A 20997-nucleotide genomic window follows, 5' to 3' on the forward strand; every position below is an offset into this window, starting at 1 on the left:
CATGGCAAGCGCCCGCTCCTCCCGATCCGTGTTCGCCCGCCCCGGCCTCGTCATCGGCCTCGGGCTGCTGGCGCTGCAGTTCATCGCCATCGTCTTCGCGCCGTGGATCGCGCCGTTTCCGCCGACCGAGGCCAACCCGCTCGATTCGCTGCAGCCGCCGAACGCCGTGCACTGGCTCGGCACCGACGAGATCGGCATGGACATCTTCTCGCGCATCGTGTTCGCCACCCGGGTGAACCTGCTGATCGGCTTTGCCGCGGTCGCCCTGTCGCTCGGCGTCGGTGTGCCGGTCGGCCTGCTCGTCGGCTACTACCGCGGCCTGCCGAGCGCCCTCGTGATGCGCTTCTTCGACTTCATCCAGTCGTTTCCGGTGTTCGTGCTCGGCATGGCGCTGGTCGCCGTGCTCGGACAGGAAATCTGGAGCGTCGTCATCGTGCTCTGCATGCTGTTCGTGCCGATGTTCGCCCGCATCGTCCGCGCCGAGGTGCTGTCGCTGCGCGAGCGGCCGTTCATCGCCGCCGCCCGCTGCAGCGGCGCCGGCGACTTCGCCATCATGTTCCGCCACATCCTGCCCAATGCGATGACGCCGGTGATCGTGCAGGTCTCGGTGTCGATCGGCATGGCGATCCTGCTCACCGCCGGCCTCTCCTTCATCGGCGCCGGCGTGCGGCTGCCGTCGCCGGAATGGGGGCTGATGGTGAGCTCCGGCGCGCAGCAGATGATCCTCGGCATCTGGTGGATCGCGCTGTTCCCGGGCCTCGCCATCGTGCTCTCGGTGCTGTCCTTCGCCCTGCTCTCCGACGAGGCGAAGCGCTATGTCGATACCGGCCGCGGAGGGCGCGCGCGATGAACGCACCGGTCGCCGACCCCGCCGCCGCCCCCACCGGTCCGTCCGGCGAGGGCGCCATCGTTGTCCTCGACAAGCTCAGCGTCGGCTTCGGCGACCGGACGGTGCTGAACGGCATCGACCTCGCGCTGCGCCCGCGCGAGATCTTCGGCATCGTCGGCGAGACCGGGGCCGGCAAGTCGGTGCTCGCACGCGCCATCATCGGCCTGTTGCCGCCCGGCGGCGACGTGACGGGCGGGGCGGTGCGCTATCGCGGCCGGCCGCTCGACGCCTTTTCGCCAGCCGAAGCGGGCAGCTATCGCGGCGGCAAGGTGGCGCTGATCGGCACCAACGCCAAGGCGTTGCTCGACCCGGTCGCCCGCGTCGGCGACCAGATTGCCCGGGTCGTGCGCGCCCACACCCCGATGGACGCTCGCGCCGCCCGCACCCGCGCGATCGACCTGATGCGCGAGGTCGGCATCGTCGAGCCGGAGCGGCGCGCCCGCGCCTATCCGCACGAGCTGTCGGGCGGCATGGCGCAGCGCATCGTCATCGCGATGGCGCTCGCCGGCAATCCGGAGGTGCTGCTCGCCGACGACGCGACGCTCGGCCTCGACGCCACGGTGCAGGCGCAGGTGCTGGAAAGCCTCGTCGAGCGGTCGCGCGACCGCGGCCTGTCGGTGCTGCTGATCACGCACGACCTCGGCATCGTCCGCCACTACTGCGACCGCGTCGCGGTGATCCGCGACGGCCGGCTGGTCGAGGAAGGCCCGGTGGGCGACTTCATGGCCGCCCCCGCCACCGGCTACAGCCGCGACCTGCTCGACGCGGCCCGCGCGCGCCCGGCCCTGCAGGCGCCGCTCGCGGCCGGCGACCGGCCGCCGCTGGTCGACGTGCGCGACCTCACCATGCATTTCGCGGTGCCGGGTTCCGTGCTGCCGATCAAGGCGGTCGACGGCATCAGCTTCGCGATCGCGCCGGGGGAAACGCTCGCCCTCGTCGGCGAGAGCGGCTCGGGCAAGACCACCGCCGGGCAATGCCTGATGCGGCTGATCGACAACACCGACGGGCGCATCTTCTTCGACGGCCGCGACGTCACCGACCTGAAGGATCGCGCGTTCCGGCCGCTGCGCCGGCACATGCAGATGGTGTTCCAGGAGCCCTACGTCGCGCTCAATCCGCGCTGGCGCGTCGCCGACCTGCTCGCCGAACCGCTCGCCCTCGTCGAGCCGATGACGGCGGCGGAGCGGGCGCGCCGGGTGGCGGAGCTGCTCGCCCTCGTCCACCTCGATCCGCGCCTCGCCGACGTCCGGCCGCATGCGCTCACCGCCGGCGAGCAGAAGCGCGTCGGCATCGCCCGGGCGCTCGCGACCCGGCCGCGCTTCATCGTGTTCGACGAGCCGACCACGGCGCTCGACATCCGCGTCAGGGCGCAGATCATCGACCTGATCCGCGGGCTGCAGTCGAGCATGAATCTGTCGGCGCTGTTCATCACCCACGACCTCAACTCGGTGCGCTCGCTCGCCCACCGCGTCGCCGTGATGCACCTCGGCAAGATCGTCGAGCAGGGCGATACCGAGGCGATCTTCGAGCGCGCCGAGCATCCCTATACGCGCAAGCTGCTCGCCGCCGAGTTGCCCGTCGACGCGGAACCCGCCGCGGCCGCGCCGTGACCGACCTCTGCGACCTCGACGCCACGGCGGCGGTCGCCCTCCTGGAACGGCGCGAGATATCTGCCGTCGATCTCGTCGAGGCCTGCCTCGCGCGGATCGCGCGCGACGACGGGGCCGTGCGGGCGTTCGTGGCGGTGGATGCGGACGGGGCGCTGGCGCGCGCCCGCGCCGTGGACGCCGGCACCGCGCCGGCCGGGCCGCTGTGCGGCCTGCCCTTCGCGGTCAAGGACGTGATCGACGTCGCCGGGCAGCCGACGGCGTTCGGCTCCGATCTGCCGATCGGCCGCATGGCGGCGACGGACGCCGCGGCCGTGGCGCTGCTGCGCAAGGCCGGCGGCATTCCACTCGGCAAGGCCGAGACGGTGGAATTTGCCGCGAACGGCCGGATCCCGCCGACGCGCAATCCGCGGGATCTCTCCCGGACACCCGGCGGCTCCTCGTCGGGGTCGGCGGCGGCGGTCGCGGCCGGCATGGTGCCGGTCTCGCTCGGCACGCAGACCGGCGGCTCGCTGGTGCGGCCGGCGTCGTTCACGGGCATCTATGCGCTGAAGCCGAGCCACGGGCTCGTCTCCTGCGACGGCGTCCATCCCAATGCGCCGTCGGTCGATTGCGTCGGCTGGCTCGCCCGCTCGGTCGCCGATCTCGGGCTGCTCGGCGCAGTGTTCCACCTGCCCCCGGCGCAGCGCCCGGCGCCCATCCGGCCGCGCGAGCTCCGCATCGCCGTGTGCCGGACGCCGGAGTGGCACCGGGTCGAGGCCGACGGGCAGCGGGTGTTCGAGGCGGCGGTCGCGGCGCTGGCGGCGGCGGGCGTGGCGGTGGAAGATCTCGTGCTGCCCACCCCCTTCGACCAGCTGTCCGACGCCCACTTCGCGATCATGTGCGGCGAGGGACGGGCCTCGTTCCGGCGCTGGCACGCCGCGTTCGGCGACCGGCTGCATCCCGATCTCGCGGCGCTCTACGCGGGCGACCCGGCCGCTGCGGCGGCGGAGCTCGCGGCGGCGCGGCTCGTCGCCGGCCAATGCCGCCTCGCCCACGCGGCGCGCGCCGCCGGGTTCGACGCGATCCTCGCGCCGGCCACCACCGGCGAGGCGCCGCTGCATGACGGCACCGGCGCCGGCTCGCCGATGATGAACCGGATGTGGTCGGCGCTGCAGGTGCCGCTCCTTGCCCTGCCGGCCGGCAGCGGCGCGCACGGGCTGCCGATCGGCTGCCAGCTCGTCGGCCGCTTTGCCGAAGATCTCGACCTCGTCGCGGTCGCGGCCGAGGTCGATCGCATCCTGCAGGAGACGGTCGACCGGCCGTGACCGTCAGGCGATGCCCTTGCCGCCGGTGACGCCGTAGACTTCGCCGTTGATGAAGCTCGCTTCCGGCGAGGCGAGCAACACGTAGACGGGGCCGAGTTCCACCGGCTGACCGGGGCGGCCGAAGTCGCTGTTCTCGCCGAAATGCGCGACCTTCTCGTCGGGCTGGCCGCCGCTCGGCTGCAGCACGGTCCAGAACGGGCCGGGCGCCACGACATTGGCGCGGATGCCCTTCTCGATCACCTGCTGCGCCAGCGCCTTGGTGTAGGCGACGATGCCGGCCTTGGTCGTCGCATAGTCGAGCAGGATCGGCGACGGGTCGTAGGCCTGCACCGAGGCCGTGGTGATGATCGCCGCGCCCGCCGGAAGCAGCGGCAGCGCCGCCTGCACGATCCAGTGCAGCGCATAGAGGTTGGTCTTCATCGTCTTGTCGAAGTCGTCGGTGGTGAATTCCTCCACCGTCTCGCGGAACTGCTGACGGGCGGCGTTGACGACGAGGATGTCGAGCCCGCCGAATTCGTCGGCGGTCTGCTCGACCATGCGGCGGCACCAGGCCTCGTCGGTGATGTCGCCGGGCAGCGCGAGCGCGCGGCGGCCCTCGGCCTCGATCAGGGCGATCACCTCGCGGGCATCGGGCTCCTCGTCGGGCAGGTAGGAGATCGCGACGTCGGCGCCTTCCCGGGCATAGGCGATCGCGACCGCGCGGCCGATGCCGGAATCGCCGCCGGTGATCAGCGCCCGGCGGCCGGCGAGGCGGCCGGCGCCGCGGTAGCTCGCCTCGCCGTGGTCGGGCCGCGGGTCCATCTCGCGGGCGAGGCCGGGGGCCGGCTGCGGCTGCACCGGGAACGGCGGCTGCGGATATTTGCTGCGGGGATCGCGAAGGTCGGGCTTGCTGGTCATGTTTCATTCCGTCGTCGGAGACACTCCACCGGCCGTGGCCGGCGCTGTGGGTCCAACAATCGACGGGCGACATGGTTCACCAGCCGCGTCCGCGCGGCTGACTCAGGGCACGCAGGACGACAGCACGGCGACGCCGGAGAAAGTGAAGAGCACCGAGGCCGTCGCGGCCACCGCCGTGTAGAACGCCACAATCCGCAGGAAATCCGTGGGACCGCCCTGCCCGGTCGCGGCCGGCCGGCGCCGGGCGAGCAGCAACGTGACGGCGGCGGTCGCGGCCGCCGTGCCGAGGCTGAGCGCGACGAGGATCGCCCGCTGCAGCGTGACCGGGCCGAGCACCGGGACGGTGTCCCAGCCCGCCGCGCAGCCGAGCGACAGCACGCCGTAGACTGCGACGAAGCCGATGCTCCAGATCGTGAACCCGGCGGCGACCAGCGGCAGGTCGATCGATCGGTGCGCGCGCATCACCACACCTCCCCGCCGGCGGCGAGCGCGAGCAGCACGCCGGAGACGACACACACGAGGACGATCACCGCGGTGGCGTCATGCCATAGACCGCCGATGCGCAGGTCGAGGCTGCGCCGCGGCGAGACGTAGCCGTTCGCGGCCCGCCACAGGCCGAAGCCGGCGAAGATGATGCCGATCGCCACATGCAGCGCGGCAAGGCCGAGCACGGCGGCCAGCATCGCGGCCTGGGCATGGCGGGTCGCATCGTCGATGCCGGCGAGCCCGGCCGCGAGGGCAGCGAGCGCCACGACATGCAGCAGCAGGCACGCGGCCTGCGCCGCGATCGGCGAAGCGCCCGCCTTCAGCCGGCCGACGCCGAAGCGGCCGGCCGCCGCCGCCGCGATGGACGCGATCACCGCCAGCGCCAGCGCCGCAGTCGGCGCGGCGGCCGCCGTGGCCGGGGGCCAGTCCGGCGCGACGACGCGCAGGAACAGGGCGCTGAAGATCAGCGAGGTGACGACGACGCCGTCGGCCGCCAGGGTGAAGGTCATCGCCCACCAGGACGGCGGCCGCTCGACCTGCCAATGCACCTCGGCGGACTGGCCGTGGCCGATGTCGAGCGGCGGCGTATCCTCCCGGTTGCCGGTCGCCGCGGCCCACATCAGGAACAGCACGACGACCACGGCGACGGGCAGCAGCGACAGCCAGTAGAACTTGAACAGCAGGCAGAGCACGAAGCTGCCGATCGCGAGCGCGGTCCACAACGGCAGGAAGGTCGAGCGCGGCAGCACGACAACCTCGGTCGGCCGGGCCGTCACCATGTCGACGCCGAGTGTTTCCATCCAGCCGTTGCGGGTGAAGCCGAGATAGCCGTCGCCGCGGGCGAGCGCCGGGCCGAGCTTTTCCGGATCGAGCCGGTCGGCGCGGTCCTCGATCAGCGGCAGCGAGGCGAAGCCGTAGGAGGTCGGCGGCGTCGCGGTCGCCCACTCCAGCGTGCGCGCCTGCCAGGGATTGCGGCGGGCCGGCATGCCGAAGCGGGCCTGCACCACGATGTCGAGCACGAAGAGGGCGAAGCCGATCGCCATGATGAAGCCGCCGATCGAGGAGACGAGGTTGAGCCAGTCCCACTTCGCCTCCATCGGATAGGTTTCGACCCGGCGCGGCATGCCGAGCAGGCCGGTGAGGTGCATCAGGAAGAAGGTGAGGTTGAAGCCGCCGAAGATCATCCAGAAGGCCGGCACCGACAGCCGGTGGTCCGAGGTCCTGCCAGTGAAGTGCGGCAGCCAGTAGTAGGCGGCGGCGAGCATCGGGAACACGAAGCCGCCGACCAGCACGTAGTGCATGTGCGCGACGACGAAATGGGTGTCGTGCGCCTGGAAATTGAACGGCACCATGGCGAGCATCACCCCGGTGAGGCCGCCGATGATGAACACGACGAAGAAGCCGCCGAGATAGAGCATCGGCACGTCGAAGCGCGGGCGGCCGTGGGCGATGGTGGCGATCCAGGCGAAAATCTGGATCGCGGTCGGGATCGCGACGAGGCCGCTCGCCGCCGAGAAGAACGACAGCGCGAGATGCGGGATGCCCACCGTGAACATGTGGTGCACCCAGAGGCCGAAGGAGAGGAAGGCGACCGCGATCACCGCGACGATGATGGTGCGATAGCCGACCAGTTCGTGGCGGGCGAAGGTCGGGATCATCATCGAGATCGCGCCGGCCGCCGGCAGGAAGATGATGTAGACCTCCGGGTGGCCGAACAGCCAGAACAGGTGCTGCCAGAGCAGGGAATCGCCGCCGCGGGTGGGATCGAAGAACGGCAGGTCGAAGGCGCGCTCGAGTTCGAGCAGCACCGAGCCGAGGATCAGCGGCGGAAAGCCGAACAGCATCATGAAGGCGGTGATCAAGAGGTACCACGCCATGATCGGCATGCGGTCGATCGACATGCCCGGCGCGCGCAGCTTCAGCACGCTGACGATGATCTCCACCGCCGCCGACAGCGCCGAGATCTCGACGAAGGTGATGCCGAGCAGCCAGACGTCGGCGTTGATGCCGGGCGAATAGACGCCCGAATTCAGCGGCGTGTACATGAACCAGCCGCCGTCGGGGGCGACGCCGGCGAGCATCGCGACGATCAGGATCGAGCCGCCGAAGATGTAGCACCAGAAGCCGAAGGCGGTGAGGCGCGGGAAGGCCATGTCGCGCGCGCCGAGCAGCTTCGGCAACAGGTAGATCGCGAAGCCCTCGAACATCGGGATCGCGAACAGGAACATCATGATCGAGCCGTGCATCGTGAAGATCTGGCCGTAGATCTCCGGGCCGACGAAGGCGCTGCCCGAGGTCGCGAGCTGGGCGCGGATCAGCATGGCGAGTACGCCGCCGATCGAGAAGAACACGAAGGCGGCGATGATGAAGCGCTTGCCGAGCACTGTGTGGTTGACGGCGGAAAACCGGCCCCAGCCCGGCGGCGTGTCCCAGAGACGCGCCAGTTCCTTGTGCAGCTTGATCGGCGAGATCATGTCCGGGTTCGCGCTCATGGCCTGTCTCCCGGCATTTCTTCCGGCGCCTCTCCGGCCGCAAGGCGGGCGAGCACCGCGTCATAGTCCTCCGCCGCGTGCGCGATGACCTCGAAGCGCATCACCGTGTGGCCGGTGCCGCAGAACTCGGCGCAGACGCCGCCGTAGCGGCCCGGCGTATCGGCGAGCAGGCGGATGGTGTTGCGGTGGCCCGGGATGGCGTCGATCTTGCCGCCGAGCCGCGGTACCCAGAAGCTGTGGATCACGTCGGTGCTGGTGACGGAGAACTCGATCTCGCGCCCGGCCGGGACGTGCAGCGTGTCGATGGTGGCAAGGCCGCCGGCGCCCGGATAGCGGAACTCCCACTGCCAGCGCCGCCCTTCCGCCTCGATGCGCAACAGGTCGGTGGAACCCGATCGCCCGATCATTCGTTCGCCAAGGGCGAACGCGGCAAAGACGAGGGCGACGAGAATGACCGACGGCAGGATCAGCCCACCCCAGAGCACCAGCGGGCGCGACGGGTCGCCGCCGAAGATGCGCGGCCGGGTCCAGGCGAGCACGAGGGCGGCGGTGGTGGCGGCGAAGATCACGGCGCTGCCGCCGAGCATGATCCACCAGAGGGTGGCGACCGCCCGGGCCGACGGGCCGGCGGGATCGAGCGTGGAATGGTCGCCGGCGCAACCGGCGAAGAGCAGTGAAACAGCGAGCGCCGCCGCACGGCGCGCCCCCGGCATGGAGAGAGCAGCATGAGCGAGACCACCGGAACCAATCCCGTCATCGAGGCGGTGGCCGCACAGGACGTCAGTTCCGCCGTCGCCGTCGCCGGACATCCGCTGCATGCGATGACGGTGCATTTTCCGATTGCCTTCGTTGTCGGGACGCTCGGTTGCGACGTGTTCTTCTGGCTGATCGGCGACCCGTTCTGGCTGCGCGCCGGCCTGTGGACGTCGGGCATCGCCTTCTTCGCCGGCGTCGGCGCGGGCCTGATCGGCACCGCCGAACTGCTGCTCGTGCCCGGCATTCGCGCCCGCGTCGCGAGTTGGACGCATGCGGTCGCCGCGATGACCCTGATCGCGATCTGCGGCCTGAACTGGGGGCTGCGGCTCACCGACGACGGCGCGGTGCTGCCCTATGGGCTGCTGCTGTCGGTGCTCGCGTCCGTGTTCACGGGGCTCGCGGGCTGGCATGGCGGCAAGCTCGTCTTCGATCACGGTGTCGGCCTCATGATCTCGGAAAAGGACTGAGCTCGCCGAGCCAGCGGCCGAGCCCGCCGGGCTCGGCCATCCAGTCCGGCAGCGCGGCGGGCAGCATCGCGGCGAGGTCGGGCTTGGCCAGCACCAGGAACAGGATCGCCGCGATGATCACGACCGTGACGACGGTGACGGCGAGAAAGCGCCAGACGGGATAGATCTGGCCATCGTCGAACAGGCGGATGATGACGAGGCCGGTCATGATGTGGATGGTCGCCATCAGCCCGACGAAGAACAGCTTGGCGCCGAACCACGGCGCCCAGGTTTCGCGCAGGAAGATCAGCGCCGTGCCGCTGCCGATGGCGACGAAGGCCGCCGGCGACATCGCCGCGACGTAGAGAAACCGCACCAGCCCCTGCAGCCGGTGCAGCGACGGGCCGCTCGCGACATGGGCGCGCTGCACGTAGAGCCCGGGCAGGCAGACCAGCCCGGCACTCCAGATCATGATGCCCACGATGTGGACGAACTTCAGCCAGACCACGGCGCACCCCCGCGGGAGGGGCCGAGCAGCGGCCAGGCGCGGTAGAGCGCCGCCGCGAGGTAGGGCAGCGCCGCCGGCACCCACATCAGGATCCCGCCGAGTTGCTGATCCTCCAGCGCGGAGAGGCCGAAGGGCAGCGTCGTGACGGCGTGCAGGGCGTAGAGCGGCGTCGCCGCGAAGGTGAGGAGCGCGCCGAGCAGGCCCATCTGCGCCGTGGTGCCGAGCAGGGCGAGCACGACGCCGATGGCGGGCTCGGCCGCCCGGAACACCCGGCGCCAGAACCAGACCGCCGTGCCGAGCAGGCTGAGCTGCATCGCCCAGTAGCCGAGAGGATCGGTCACGGCGACGGCGTAGACGGAGGGCGCGTGCCAGACCCAGAAGACGAGGGCGTGGATCGCGGCGACCCAGCCGAGCCCGATGCGGCTGCCCCGCACCGAGGCCGGGAACGCGAGCGCGAGCAGCGGCGCGGCGAGCGCGACCAGCAGCACATGGTGCAGGGCCCGGGCGGAGAACAGCGCCGCGGTCAGCGCGCAGAGCGGCGTCAGGAACAGGATCAGCAGCACGGCGATGCCGCCGGCCAGCGGCACGTCGCCGCCCTGGCCGCGGCGGAGCACCGCCCATGCGCCGACGATCGCGGCGCAGAGCGACAGCGCCGCGAAATCGAGATTCCAGGCCGACGCCAGGATGGACGGCGTCGGCGCCGGCCCGCAATAGATCTCGTTCATGCCCCCTCCGTCATGTCCCTGCCCGCTTGCGGATCACTCGATGACGCCGCAGGCGAGGCGGTCGCCGGCATCGCCCGAGGGCTGGCTCGAATAGTCGTCGGGCTTGGCGTGGATCATCAGCGCCCGGCCCGCGATGGCGGTCTCGCCGTCGTCGAGGGTGACGGCGGCGTTGTGGACTTCCGCCCGCAGTGCGCCGTCGGCCCCGACGTACTGGTTCGGCATGTCGCCGGCATGCGGGCCGTTGGCCGACTGGTAGCCGTGCTCGGCGCCGCCCGGATTGAAGTGGCCGCCGGCGGATTCATGTCCGGTGGCGTGGTCGCACTGGCCGGTCTCGTGGACATGGAAGGCGACCCACTGCCCGGCCGGCAGGCCGGTGACCTCGAGCTTGATCAGCACGCCGCCGGCGGCGGCGGCAGTGATCTCCGCGGTGCCGTTGGCCTGGCCCCCCGCATCGACGAAGCTCGCGCTGCGGGTCGCCTGGGTCTCTTCGGCGTCCTGTGCCAGCGCGCTGCCGGAGAGCAGCACGGCGGCGAAGAAAGTGAGTGCGGTGCGGGTCATCGATCGAATCCTTCCCTGTCGTTTCTGGTTCACTGGACGGTCGGCTGCAGCGCCTCGCGCAGCGCGGCGACCTCGTCCGCCGTCACCGGAGCGGCGGCGTTGCCCCAGCTCGCCCGGACGTAACTCGCGACCGCCGCGACCTGTTCGTCGGAGAGTTTCCAGTCGAACGCCGGCATCGACAGCGGCGACGGATGCGCCTTCGTCGGCACGGCCCGGGCGCCTTCGAGGATCACGCGGATCACCGTCGTCGCATCGGGGTCGTTGACCTTGCCGGAGCCCGACAGCGGGGCGAAGATGCGCGGGACGCCGGAGCCGTCCGCGACATGGCAGGCGCTGCAGTTGTCGAAGTAGACAGCCGCACCGGCGGTCATCACCGGCTCGCCCGGCCGGTCGGCCGGTTGCCGGGCGTCACTGTCGAGGTCCTTCAGATAGACCGCGATGGCCCGCAGGTCGTCCTCGAGCATGAGCTGGGTCGAGTACTCGATCACCTCGGCCATCGACGAGAAGGCGGCGGTGTGCTCGTTGCGGCCGGTCTTCAGATATTCGACGATCTGATCTTCGCTCCAGTGAGCGATGCCGCCGCCCTCCCCGCCGCGGATATCGGGGGCGGACCAGTTGTCGAGCTGGCCGCCCTTCAGGTGCTCACTCGCCTTGTCGCCGCCGGCGATGTTCTTCTCGGTGTGGCAGGCGGCGCAGTGGCCGGGGCCCTCCACGAGATAGGCGCCGCGGTTCCAGGCCGCGGATTTCTCCGGATCGGGCTGGTAGACGCCGGGCTCGAAGAACATCCAGTTCCACACCGACAGCGACAGGCGCTGGTTCATCGGAAACGGCAGCTCGTTCTCGGGTTTTTCCTTGCGCACCGGCTCCAGCGTCGCGAGATAGTCGTAGATCGCGTCGACCTCTTCGCGCGGCATCTTCGTGAAATGCGGATAGGGGAAGGCGGGGTAATAGTTCGACCCGTCCGGTCCCTTGCCTTCGTGCATCGCCCGCCAGAAGTCGTCCTTGCTCCAGCGCCCGAGCCCGGTCTCGGGCTCGAAGGTGATGTTCGGGGCGTAGATCGTGCCGAACGGCGTCTCGAGACCGCGACCGCCGGCATAGCTCGGCTCGCCGGGGGCGGTGTGGCAGCCCTCGCAGTTGCCGGTCGCGACCGCATAGCGGCCGCGCTCGACCTGTGCGAAGGAGTTGACCTGCGCCGTGGCCGTGAGAGGCGCGGCGACGAGGACGAGCGCGGCGAGCGCGGCGGAGGCGTGCAGCGGCGCGCTCATGCCTGCACCAGCGGGCCGGGGCTGCGCAGGTACTGGGTGCGGATCGCCTCGGCGGCGTGATAGGCGAGCGCCGCGACGGCGCCGGTCGGATTGTAGCCGGCGTTCTGCGGGAAGACGCAGGCGCCCATCACGAAGACGTTCGGCACGTCCCAGCTCTGCAGGTAGCGGTTGACGACGCTGTTGGTCGGATTGGTGCCCATGATCGTCCCACCGGTGTTGTGGGTCGTCTGATAAGGCATCGAGTCATACGGCCCCTCGCGCGGGTTGAGCTTGATCTCGCGCCCGCCCATCAGTTCGGCGATCTCGCGCACGCGCTCGGTGAGGAATCCGCTCATCGCCATGTCGTTCGGCGTGAAGTCATAGGTCATCCGCATCAGCGGCCGGCCGTAGACGTCGGTGTAGGTCGGATCGAGGTCGAGGTAGTTGTTGGCGTAGGCCATCGAGGCGCCGTGGGCGCCGACGCTGGTCGATTTCAGGAAATTGTCCGCCACGGCCTTCTTCCAGGCCGAGCCCCAGGTCGGGGTACCTTCCGGCGTGCGGTGCGTCTCGATCGGTCGGGCGTTGGTCGTCCAGTTGGCGATGTAGCCGCCGCCGATGAAGCCGAGGCCGGTGTGGTCGAAGTTGTCGCCGTTGTACTCGTCGACCGCCATGCCGAGCGCGCCGGCGCCGACGAAGCCGTTGGTGTACTTGTCCTCGTAGAACACCTCGGCCGACGACATCACCTGGTAGCAATAGTTCTTGCCGACCAGCCCCTCGCCGGTGGCCGGATTGTAGATCTCGCCGATGCCCGACAGCATCATCAGCCGGGTGCTGCCGAGCGCATAGGCACAGACGATGACGAGGTCGGCGGGCTGCTCGTATTCATTGCCCTCGAGGTCGACGTGGCGCACGCCGGTGGCGCGCTGGCCGGACTTGTCGAGCGTGATGGTGAGCACCTCGTTGTGGGTCTTCAGCGTGAAGTTCGGCTTCTTCATCAGCACGGGCAGGATGGTCGTCTGCGCGGACGCCTTCGAATAGTTGCCGCAGCCGAATTTCTCGCAGAAGCCGCAATAGGTGCAGGGCGCGAGCTGGCAGCCGAGCGGGTTGGTATAGGCGCGCGACATGTTCGCCGACGGTCCGGGAAACGCCTTCAGCCCGAGCTCCGCGGTGGCCCGCGCGAACTGGTTCTGGGAAAACGTCATGTGCATCGGCGGATTGGGATATTCCGCGCTGCGCCAGCCTTCGAACGGGTTGCCGCCCGCCTCGATCCGGCCGTTGAGGTTGCCGGCCTTGCCGCCGATGCCGCAGAGCTTCTCGAAGCGGTCGAAATGCGGCTCGAGTTCGTCGTAGGTGACGCCGTAGTCCTGCACGGTCATGCCTTCGGGCAGCGGGCCGTAGCGGTCGATGTTGTGGCTCGCGGCGACGAAATCGCTCGGCAGGAAGCGCCAGGTCTGGCCGTTCCAGTGCACGCCGCTTCCGCCGACGCCTTCGCCGACCAGAAACGATCCCCAGCGCCGCATCGGCAGCGCCGTCTGGCCGCGATTGTTGCGGAACGTCAGCGTTTCGCGGGAGTTGTTCTGAAACATCTCCTTGCGCCAGTACCAGCGCAGCTCGTCGGGTGCAGTGGTGGTCGGAAAATCGGTCGGCGTGTCGCGCCAGGCGCCACGTTCGATCGCGAGGACCTCGAGGCCCTCGTCGGTCAGTTCTTGAGCAAGTATCGCGCCTGTCCAGCCGAATCCGACCAGCACCACGTCGACCGGGGGCAGCTTGCGCGCCATGTCGTCTCGTCCTCCGTCTTGCCTGCCCTCTTCGGGTCGATCAGGCGGGGTCCCAGGCGGGGCGGCCCTGCAGCCCCACCGGCTCGATGTCGATGCGGGCTCCGTCGTGGTCGAGATAGTCGCGGTAGTCGTAACGGGCGCCGGGAAAGCCCACGAGCTTCCAGCCGACCATGTCGCGGTTGCCGCCGTAGATCGGATCGCAGAAGAAGCCCTCGATCGCGTTTTCCAACACGAGGCTGAAGAAGGCCGCGGCGGAGACGCCGTCGAGTTCGAGGTCACCCTCTTCGAGCCGGGTCAGCAACTCGTCCTGCTGCGCGGGCTGAAGGTCGGCGAAGTTGGCGCCGAGGGTGCCCTGGCAATGGGCGTCGAGCGCCTCGATGGCGTGGCGGTAGAGCCCGGCGGGCGGATGCTCCGACTGGTAGCCCTGCGTCTCGAGACCATCGGCGAACGGGCCGCGCATGTACCAGCGATCGCCGCGGCCATAGAAGCCGGCGAGCTGGCTGTCGATGAAGTCGGTGACACCGGCGTCACGCGCGCCGGGGCCGTCGTCGGAGGGGATCAGCCGGGCGGTGATCGCATCGACGCAGCGCCGTTCGGCGGGCGTGAAAAAGCGCTGCGCCGGATAGGCGGGCGGCATGTCGGTGCGCCCGGGGAGCCAGGGGATTTCGCGGGAGACGACACGCGCGGTCGCACCGGGGGCCATGAAGGTGGCTGTCCCGACCATGAGCCCGGCCAGGAAATGCCGCCTTGATAAACTGCGCCCCGCCACCGCTCGCCCTCCCGCTTGTTCGATGTCCGACAAGTTTGCAAACCGCACAGCGCCAGTTTGGTTCCCTTCCAATCTCCGCTTTCGGCCGCGAGCCTGCCGTGGGGGTCGCGCGACGGGTGAGCGCCGGGAACATCGCCGGTCGCTTCACGTTCTCAGCCGGATCGCCGCGGGCCGGTGATCGGGCGCAGGTCACGGACCTGTCGCGTGGAGCGTGGGGGAGAACGCCGTGGCGCCGAGGGCAAACTGGAAGGGCTTTCTGAAGGTCGCCGAGGTGTCGTGCCCGGTCGCGCTCTACACCGCCGCGTCAACCTCCGAGCGCATCGCCTTCCACACCATCAACCGCGCCACCGGCAACCGCGTCCACCGCGAGTTCGTCGACAGCGAGACCGGCAAGCCGGTCGAGAAGGACGACCAGGTCAAGGGCTACGAGGTCGCGTCCGGCGACTTCGTGGTGCTGACGCCCGAGGAGGTCGCGGCGGCGGTGCCCGAGAGCGACAAGACGCTGGCGATCTCGGCCTTCATCGGCTGCGACGACATCGACGAGGTCTATTTCGACAAGCCCTACTACCTCGGCCCGGCCGACAAGTCGGCGCACGACGCCTTCGCGCTGATCCGCGAGGGCATGCGGAAGAAGAACGTCGCGGCGATCGGCCAGGCGATCCTGTTCAAGCGCGCGCGCACCCTGCTGATCCGGCCGCACGGCGACGGCCTGGTCGCGACGACGCTCAACTACGACTACGAGGTGAACGCCGCCGCCGAGGCCTTCGACGACATCCCGGCGATGAAGCTCGAAGGCGAGATGCTCGAGCTCGCGCAGCACATCATCAAGACGAAGACCGGCAAGTTCGATCCCTCGACCTTCGAGGACCGCTACGACGATGCCCTCGCCGATCTCGTGAAGGCGAAGATCGAGGGCAAGCCGATCGAGATCCGCAAGCCCGCGCCGCCGGACAAGGTGGTGGACCTGATGGCGGCGTTGCGCGAAAGCGCCGGCATGGGCGGCAAGGCGAGCGGCAAATCCGCGCCGAAGAAGGAAGCGGCGGCAAAATCGAAGACCACTGCCAAGTCGAAGACGGCCCCGAAAGCCGCGCCGCGGCGGAAGGCGGGGTGAGCCATGGCGCTCGACACCTATCGCAAGAAGCGCGACTTCAAGACGACGCCGGAGCCGCAGGGCGGCAAGCCGCGTGGCCGCGGCAACAGCTTCGTCATCCAGAAGCACGACGCCCGCCGGCTGCACTATGATTTCCGGCTCGAGATGGACGGCGTGCTGAAGAGCTGGGCCGTCACCCGCGGACCGAGCCTCGTCGCCGGCGAGAAGCGGCTCGCCGTGCACGTCGAGGACCATCCGCTCGACTACGGCGACTTCGAGGGGACGATCCCGAAGGGCGAATACGGCGGCGGCACCGTCATCGTCTGGGACCGCGGCACCTGGGCGCCGATCGGCGACGCGGCCAAGGGCTATGCCAAGGGGCACCTCGACTTCGAGCTCACCGGCGAGAAGCTCGCCGGCCGCTGGCATCTCGTCCGCATGCAGGGCAAGCCGGGCGAGAAGCGCGAGAACTGGCTGCTGATCAAGGGCGACGACGACTTCGCGCGGCCGGACGGCGAGGCCGACGTCTTGGAGGAACAGCCGCTGTCGGTGAAGACCGGCCGCGACGTCGCCGAGGTCGCCGGCGAGGAACCGGGCTGGTCGTCGAAGACCGGCCGGATCACGAAACCCGCAAAGCCCCGGAAATCGGCGGCGAAGAAAGCCGGGGCGGCCGAGCCCGAGGCGCCGCCGGAGCCTGCTCCCGCCGCCATCGACGCCGCCATGATCGCAGGCGCCAAGAAGGCGAAGATGCCGGCGTTCGTCGAGCCGGTGCTTGCGACGCTGGTCGCCACGGCGCCGTCGGGCGAGCGCTGGCTGCACGAGATCAAGTTCGACGGCTACCGGCTGCAGGCGCGGATCGAGGCCGGCCGGGTGAAGCTCTTGACGCGCAGCGGGCTCGACTGGACGAAGAAATTCGGCAAGGAGGTGGTCGCGGCGCTGGCGGACCTTGCAGTCGGCACCGCGATCCTCGACGGCGAACTCGTCGTCGAAACGTCGTCGGGGGCTTCGGATTTCTCGGCGCTGCAGGCCGATCTCAGCGAAGGACGCAGCGACCGCTTCGCGCTCTACGTCTTCGATCTCCTCTATCTCGACGGCTACGACCTCAGGGCCCTGCCCCTGACCGCGCGCAAGCAGCTGCTCGAACAGCTGGTGGCGGGCGGCGAGCCGACGATCCGCTACAGCAGCCATTTTGACGAGAGCGGCGCGATGGTGCTGCGCCATGCCTGCCGGCTCAGCCTCGAAGGCATCGTCTCGAAGCTGCGCGACGCGCCCTATCGCAGCGGCCGCGGCAAGGCGTGGGTGAAGTCGAAGTGCTCGGCGCGGCAGGAGTTCGTCGTCGGCGGCTTCGTGCCCTCGTCGGTGTCGCGCAAGGCGATCGGCTCGCTGGTGCTCGGCGTCTACGAGGATGGCGCGCTGCAGCACGTCGGCCGGGTCGGCACGGGGTTCAGCAAGGCGGTCGCCGAGGACCTGTTCCGCCGGCTGGAGCGGCTGCGCGCACCGGCGAGCGCCTTCGCCGCCCCGCTGACGGCCGACGAGGCGCGGCAGGTGAAACACGTTCGCCCGGAGCTCGTCGCGGAAGTCGAGTTCCGCGCCTGGACCGGCGAGGGCCACCTCCGTCACGCCTCGTTCCGGGGCCTGCGCGAGGACAAGGCGGCGGAGGAGATCGTGCGCGAAGTGCCGAAGACGAAGGCCAAGGCGGGCGCGGCGCCGAAGGCGGCGAAACGGCGGGTGCGGCTGACCCACCCCGACCGCGTCTACTGGCCCGAGCAGGGCATCACCAAGGAAGGCCTCGCCGACTACTACACCGAGATCTGGCGCCACATCGCGCCGCACGTCACCGGCCGGCCGCTCGCCCTGCTGCGCTGCCCGAACGGCATTGCCGGCGAATCCTTCTTCCAGAAGCACGCCTGGAAGGGCCTCAATCCGAGCATCGACCTCGTGAAGGATCCGAAGGACGACGCGGGCGAGCCGTTGATCAGCATCAGCGACCTCGACGGGTTGCTCGGGCTCGTGCAGTCGGCGGCGCTGGAAATCCACCCGTGGGGCGCGACCACCGCCGACTGGGAGCACCCGGACACCATCGTCATGGACCTCGACCCCGGCGAAGACGTGCCCTGGCAGGCGGTGATCGACGCGGCGCTCGAGGTGCGGCGCCGGCTGGAGGACGCGGGTCTCGCCGCCTTCGTCAAGACGTCCGGCGGCAAGGGGCTGCACGTCGTCGCGCCGCTGAAGCCGAAGGCCGACTGGACCGCAGTGAAGGCGTTCACCAAGGGCATGGCCGAGGCGATGGCCGCCGACGATCCAGACCGGTATGTCGCGACGATCGCGAAGGCGAAGCGCCGCGGCCGCATCCTGATCGACTACCTGCGCAACCAGCGCGGCTCCACCGCCGTCGCCGCCTTCTCCACCCGCGCCCGGCCGGGCGCCGCCGTCTCGGCGCCGCTGAGCTGGGACGAACTCTCTCCAGCCATCGGCCCCGCCTACTTCACGGTCGAGAACATGCCGAAGCGCCTCGCGGCGCTGGATGCCGACCCGTGGGAGGGGTTTCGCGGGGCGGCGGCGGTGCTGGGAGAGGTGAAGGTTTCGCGCGGGAAATCCAGGTAACCGCGGTTGCGAAGCGGCCGGCTTCTGACCAGGCCCAGAGGACCCAGCGCGCCGCCCCCTCGGCTTTTCCCTCGCCCTTCGAGACAGGCGCTTCGCGCCTTCCTCAGGATGAGGGAAAAGGATAAACTCCTGCAGTAAAAAGAGAAACTCTCGTAGACCTCATCCTGAGGAGGTCCGGAACGGGCCGTCTCGAAGGGCGAGGTCGAGCGCGAATGACTCAACGCGTTACAGAACAGGCCAGCGGTCACCCCTGCCCGGTATCATCCCCGCACCGGACCTCAGCCAGACTTCCCCTTCCGCTCGCCCGCGATGCTCTTCTTCAGCGCGTCCATGATGCTGACGACGTTGCCGCCGGACGGGGCGGGCTCTGGCTTCGCCTTCGCCGGGCGTTTGCGGCCCTTCTTCTTCGCCGCGATGATTTCGAGCAGCCGCGCCTGCACCGGGTCGCCGACCAAGTCGGGGGACCACGGCGTGGTGCGCTCGTCGATCAGCCGGGTGACGAGCCTCATCAGCGGCGCCTCCGGCTTCTCCTTGCCGACATTGGCAAAATAGGCGTCCGCGTCGCGCACCTCGTCGCCGTAGCGCAGCGTCCAGACCACGATACCCTTGCCGCTCGGTTTCAGCATCACGGCGCGCTCGCGGCGATAGAGCACGAGGCGGGCGATGCCGACCGTCGCGGTCGCCGCCATCGCTTCGCGGATCACCGAGAACGCCTCCTCGCCAACCTTGTCGGTGGGCACGAGATAGTGCGGCTTGTCGTACCAGATCCAGCCGATGCTGGAGGCCGGCACGAACTTGTCGATGTCGATGGTGCGGGTGCTTTCGAGCGCGACGGCCTCGAGCTCGTCGTCCTCGAGGATGACGTGGTCGTCCTCGCCGCGCGGGTAGCCCTTGACTTCGTCGCCCTCCTCCACCGGTTCGCCGGTGACGGCGTCGACATAGCGGGCGGCGACCGGATTGCCGGTCTTCTCGTTCAGCGTCCGGAAGCGGACCTTCTCGCTCTCGCTGGTTGCCGGCAGCATCGCCACCGGGCACGTCACCAGCGACAGCTTCAGATAGCCCTTCCAGAAGGTGCGCGGCGCCATCAGGCGGTCCTCCCGGCGGCAAGCCGCCGCGACCGGACGAAGTCTTCGGCGACGGCGAGATCCTCGGTCGTCACGACCGGAACGGGGTCGCTGATCATCGCGAGCAGCGTCTCGCGCGAGATGCGGCCGTCCTCCAGCGCCGCGGCGAGCGCGCCGCGGGTTTCGCGCTCGGCGCGCAGCAGGGCGGCGAGTGCGAGGATCAGGCGGTCCCGCGCGTCGAAGCCCGCGTCGCCGTCGGTCATTTCACCGCTTCGACCTCGATCCGACATCGCGCGCACCCTCTCCCCCCGCGAAGGCCGGCCCTTCGCTCCAGCCGTTCAACGCGGCGCGAGCCCGCGCGTTCCCGCGGGACGATCGGTGAAAGGGATCGTCGGGGAGGCGTGCGGTCCGGCGGCTTTTCAGGGCCGGCGCGCTCGCGGACGGAACCTCACCTGCCGCAGGGCATTCTCCCCCGAGGGCACTCGCCCCGATCGGCTTCCTCCACGGAAACCGGGACGACCGCGGCACCCTTCCCCTCTCGACGCGCGGCCCTGTCGACGCATCGCCCACTCGACGCGCGGCGGACGCGCCTTGCCAACCGGAGCTCCAGCATGGGCCTGACCGACGAACGCAATGCCTTGCAGCCGGGACGCGGCCGCGACGCCAGGGCGCCGGGCGAAATTCCGGTGGCCGGCTGGAAGGACATCCTCTGGCGGCTCTACCGCGCCATTTCCGAGGACCGCATCCTGCTGACCGCGGCGGGGGTGACGTTCTACATCATGCTTGCCCTCGTCCCGACGCTCGCCGCCTTCGTCTCGATCTACGGCCTGTTCAACGACCGGGCGAGCGTCATCCAGCACGTCGAACTGCTCGCCGGGATCGTGCCGCCGGGCGCGCTCGACATCATCCGCGAGCAGCTCAACCGGCTGACCAGCGAGAGCAACAACACGCTGGGCCTGACGCTGATCTTCTCGCTCGCCGTGGCGCTGTGGAGCTCCAGCGCCGGCGTCAAGGCGATGTTCGAGGCGATGAACGTCGCCTATCACGAGCGCGAAGAGCGCTCGTTCTTCGTCATCGCGGCCACCGCACTGCTCTTCACGCTCGGCGGCGCCTTCGCGTCGCTGCTGGTGGTCGCCGCGGTCGTGGTGATGCCGACCGTCGTCGCGCTGCTGCCGATCAGCCCGGGCGTCGAATGGACGGTGCGGCTCGGCGCCTATGCCGCGATGTTGCTGGTGCTGTCGTTCGGCATCGCCGCGCTCTACCGCTGGGGGCCGAGCCGCGAGACGGCGCAGTGGCGCTGGATCACGCCCGGCGCCATCCTCGCCATCGTGCTGCTCGGCGCAACCTCGGTGCTGTTCTCCTGGTACGTCGCCAATTTCACCGACAACAACGCCACTTACGGCTCGCTCGGTGCGGCGATCGGCCTGATGACCTGGCTGTGGATCTCCGTCACCCTCGTCATCGTCGGCGCCGAGCTCAATTCCGAGATCGAGCACCAGACCGCCCGCGATTCCACCACCGGCCCCGAACTGCCGCTCGGAGCCCGCGGCGCCCACATGGCCGACAGCGTCGGCCGCGTCTGGCCGCCGGCACGGGAGGAAGTCGAGGTGGTCGCTGCCGCGCCATCCGCAGCACAGCCGCGCGCGCAACTCGGCTCGGTGCTCGATACCCTCGCCGTAGCGCTGCCGGCGGCGGCAGCGGTGCTGATGCTGGCGACACGGCGGCGACGGAGTTGAGGGGCGGGAACGGCAGCCAGGTTGATTGCGGCCGTCCAAAC

The 20997-nt window shown here is 70.0% G+C and carries 19 protein-coding genes; 7 read left to right on the forward strand and 12 right to left on the reverse strand.

All coding sequences use genetic code 11. From position 1 onward, the window contains the following. Position 1 precedes the first annotated feature (1 nt). The 3 genes from I5731_RS11025 to I5731_RS11035 are packed head-to-tail and all read left to right on the forward strand — an operon-like array spanning position 2 to position 3803. Positions 2–850 (forward strand): ABC transporter permease, encoded by an 849-nt coding sequence (locus I5731_RS11025; protein ID WP_197311439.1) that lies wholly within the window; start codon positions 2–4, stop codon positions 848–850. Beyond that, on the forward strand, positions 847–2499 hold the full coding sequence (locus I5731_RS11030; RefSeq protein WP_197311440.1) for an ATP-binding cassette domain-containing protein: 1653 nt from the start codon (positions 847–849) through the stop codon (positions 2497–2499). The genes I5731_RS11025 and I5731_RS11030 overlap by 4 nt, the downstream gene beginning before the upstream one ends. After that, on the forward strand, positions 2496–3803 hold the full coding sequence (locus I5731_RS11035; protein WP_197311441.1) for an amidase: 1308 nt from the start codon (positions 2496–2498) through the stop codon (positions 3801–3803). The genes I5731_RS11030 and I5731_RS11035 overlap by 4 nt, the downstream gene beginning before the upstream one ends. A 3-nt stretch (positions 3804–3806) precedes the next feature. On the opposite strand, the gene I5731_RS11040 is transcribed toward I5731_RS11035, so the two are convergent. From I5731_RS11040 to coxB, 4 genes are all read right to left on the reverse strand, one after another. Continuing rightward, the gene (locus I5731_RS11040; RefSeq protein ID WP_197311442.1) at positions 3807–4700 is read right to left on the reverse strand and encodes an SDR family oxidoreductase; all 894 of its coding nucleotides are present in this window, start codon (positions 4698–4700) and stop codon (positions 3807–3809) included. A 102-nt stretch (positions 4701–4802) separates the two neighbouring features. Continuing rightward, positions 4803–5162 carry a hypothetical protein gene (locus I5731_RS11045; protein WP_197311443.1) on the reverse strand — a complete coding sequence of 120 codons (360 nt, stop codon included), beginning with the start codon at positions 5160–5162 and terminating at the stop codon, positions 4803–4805. Next, positions 5162–7678, reverse strand: a complete 2517-nt coding sequence (ctaD, locus tag I5731_RS11050) for a cytochrome c oxidase subunit I (RefSeq protein ID WP_197311444.1) — start codon at positions 7676–7678, stop codon at positions 5162–5164. Before ctaD ends, I5731_RS11045 begins: the two co-directional genes overlap by 1 nt. Next, positions 7675–8391 carry a cytochrome c oxidase subunit II gene (gene coxB / locus I5731_RS11055; protein ID WP_197311445.1) on the reverse strand — a complete coding sequence of 239 codons (717 nt, stop codon included), beginning with the start codon at positions 8389–8391 and terminating at the stop codon, positions 7675–7677. Before coxB ends, ctaD begins: the two co-directional genes overlap by 4 nt. Before the next feature lie 12 nt (positions 8392–8403). Here coxB and I5731_RS11060 point away from each other — a divergent pair, with 12 nt between their 5' ends. Continuing rightward, a complete protein-coding gene (locus I5731_RS11060; RefSeq protein WP_197311446.1) occupies positions 8404–8901 on the forward strand; it encodes a DUF2231 domain-containing protein in 498 nt (165 codons plus the stop codon). Here I5731_RS11060 and I5731_RS11065 read toward each other — a convergent pair. Genes I5731_RS11065 through I5731_RS11090 form a run of 6 tightly spaced genes read right to left on the reverse strand, consistent with a single transcriptional unit; the run spans position 8879 to position 14396 of the window. Further along, positions 8879–9388, reverse strand: coding sequence for a CopD family protein (locus tag I5731_RS11065; protein ID WP_328838631.1), 510 nt, complete (start codon positions 9386–9388; stop codon positions 8879–8881). The genes I5731_RS11060 and I5731_RS11065 overlap by 23 nt on opposite strands. Further along, positions 9376–10113, reverse strand: a complete 738-nt coding sequence (locus I5731_RS11070; RefSeq protein ID WP_197311447.1) for a cytochrome c oxidase assembly protein — start codon at positions 10111–10113, stop codon at positions 9376–9378. The genes I5731_RS11065 and I5731_RS11070 overlap by 13 nt, the downstream gene beginning before the upstream one ends. 33 nt (positions 10114–10146) lie before the next feature. Then, positions 10147–10671 carry a superoxide dismutase family protein gene (locus tag I5731_RS11075; RefSeq protein WP_197311448.1) on the reverse strand — a complete coding sequence of 175 codons (525 nt, stop codon included), beginning with the start codon at positions 10669–10671 and terminating at the stop codon, positions 10147–10149. Positions 10672–10700: 29 nt separating this feature from the next. Then, positions 10701–11936, reverse strand: a complete 1236-nt coding sequence (locus I5731_RS11080; protein WP_197311449.1) for a cytochrome c — start codon at positions 11934–11936, stop codon at positions 10701–10703. Next, on the reverse strand, positions 11933–13693 hold the full coding sequence (locus tag I5731_RS11085; protein WP_197311450.1) for a GMC family oxidoreductase: 1761 nt from the start codon (positions 13691–13693) through the stop codon (positions 11933–11935). Before I5731_RS11085 ends, I5731_RS11080 begins: the two co-directional genes overlap by 4 nt. Positions 13694–13733: 40 nt before the next feature. Beyond that, complete coding sequence (locus I5731_RS11090; protein ID WP_197311451.1) at positions 13734–14396, reverse strand: gluconate 2-dehydrogenase subunit 3 family protein; 663 nt, start codon at positions 14394–14396, stop codon at positions 13734–13736. 292 nt (positions 14397–14688) lie between these two features. On the opposite strand from I5731_RS11090, the gene ku (I5731_RS11095) reads away from it, so the two are divergent. Further along, the gene (gene ku, locus I5731_RS11095) at positions 14689–15573 is read left to right on the forward strand and encodes a non-homologous end joining protein Ku (RefSeq protein ID WP_197311452.1); all 885 of its coding nucleotides are present in this window, start codon (positions 14689–14691) and stop codon (positions 15571–15573) included. Between the two features lie 3 nt (positions 15574–15576). Then, a complete protein-coding gene (gene ligD, locus I5731_RS11100; protein WP_197311453.1) occupies positions 15577–18156 on the forward strand; it encodes a DNA ligase D in 2580 nt (859 codons plus the stop codon). Positions 18157–18434: 278 nt separating this feature from the next. On the opposite strand, the gene ku (I5731_RS11105) is transcribed toward ligD, so the two are convergent. Both ku (I5731_RS11105) and I5731_RS11110 read right to left on the reverse strand, forming a co-directional pair. Further along, positions 18435–19241, reverse strand: coding sequence for a non-homologous end joining protein Ku (gene ku / locus I5731_RS11105; protein ID WP_197311454.1), 807 nt, complete (start codon positions 19239–19241; stop codon positions 18435–18437). Continuing rightward, a complete protein-coding gene (locus I5731_RS11110; RefSeq protein WP_197311455.1) occupies positions 19241–19483 on the reverse strand; it encodes a hypothetical protein in 243 nt (80 codons plus the stop codon). Before I5731_RS11110 ends, ku (I5731_RS11105) begins: the two co-directional genes overlap by 1 nt. 348 nt (positions 19484–19831) lie before the next feature. On the opposite strand from I5731_RS11110, the gene I5731_RS11115 reads away from it, so the two are divergent. Then, positions 19832–20956 carry a YihY/virulence factor BrkB family protein gene (locus tag I5731_RS11115; RefSeq protein WP_197311456.1) on the forward strand — a complete coding sequence of 375 codons (1125 nt, stop codon included), beginning with the start codon at positions 19832–19834 and terminating at the stop codon, positions 20954–20956. Positions 20957–20997 lie beyond the last annotated feature (41 nt).

It is taken from the genome of Methylobrevis albus, from assembly GCF_015904235.1.
Classification (GTDB): domain Bacteria; phylum Pseudomonadota; class Alphaproteobacteria; order Rhizobiales; family Pleomorphomonadaceae; genus Methylobrevis_A; species Methylobrevis_A albus.

Bases quoted from the DNA above. Each gene is read 5' to 3' on its own strand.
- I5731_RS11075 (WP_197311448.1), bottom strand. From the start codon at position 10,671: ATGACCCGCACCGCACTCACTTTCTTCGCCGCCGTGCTGCTCTCCGGC.
- I5731_RS11040 (WP_197311442.1), bottom strand. From the start codon at position 4,700: ATGACCAGCAAGCCCGACCTTCGCGATCCCCGCAGCAAATATCCGCAG.
- I5731_RS11025 (WP_197311439.1), top strand. From the start codon at position 2: ATGGCAAGCGCCCGCTCCTCCCGATCCGTGTTCGCCCGCCCCGGCCTC.
- I5731_RS11090 (WP_197311451.1), bottom strand. From the start codon at position 14,396: ATGGCCCCCGGTGCGACCGCGCGTGTCGTCTCCCGCGAAATCCCCTGG.
- I5731_RS11115 (WP_197311456.1), top strand. From the start codon at position 19,832: ATGGGCCTGACCGACGAACGCAATGCCTTGCAGCCGGGACGCGGCCGC.
- coxB (WP_197311445.1), bottom strand. From the start codon at position 8,391: ATGCCGGGGGCGCGCCGTGCGGCGGCGCTCGCTGTTTCACTGCTCTTC.
- ligD (WP_197311453.1), top strand. From the start codon at position 15,577: ATGGCGCTCGACACCTATCGCAAGAAGCGCGACTTCAAGACGACGCCG.
- ctaD (WP_197311444.1), bottom strand. From the start codon at position 7,678: ATGAGCGCGAACCCGGACATGATCTCGCCGATCAAGCTGCACAAGGAA.
- I5731_RS11060 (WP_197311446.1), top strand. From the start codon at position 8,404: ATGAGCGAGACCACCGGAACCAATCCCGTCATCGAGGCGGTGGCCGCA.
- ku (WP_197311454.1), bottom strand. From the start codon at position 19,241: ATGGCGCCGCGCACCTTCTGGAAGGGCTATCTGAAGCTGTCGCTGGTG.
- I5731_RS11080 (WP_197311449.1), bottom strand. From the start codon at position 11,936: ATGAGCGCGCCGCTGCACGCCTCCGCCGCGCTCGCCGCGCTCGTCCTC.
- I5731_RS11070 (WP_197311447.1), bottom strand. From the start codon at position 10,113: ATGAACGAGATCTATTGCGGGCCGGCGCCGACGCCGTCCATCCTGGCG.
- I5731_RS11045 (WP_197311443.1), bottom strand. From the start codon at position 5,162: ATGCGCGCGCACCGATCGATCGACCTGCCGCTGGTCGCCGCCGGGTTC.
- I5731_RS11030 (WP_197311440.1), top strand. From the start codon at position 847: ATGAACGCACCGGTCGCCGACCCCGCCGCCGCCCCCACCGGTCCGTCC.
- I5731_RS11085 (WP_197311450.1), bottom strand. From the start codon at position 13,693: ATGGCGCGCAAGCTGCCCCCGGTCGACGTGGTGCTGGTCGGATTCGGC.
- I5731_RS11110 (WP_197311455.1), bottom strand. From the start codon at position 19,483: ATGACCGACGGCGACGCGGGCTTCGACGCGCGGGACCGCCTGATCCTC.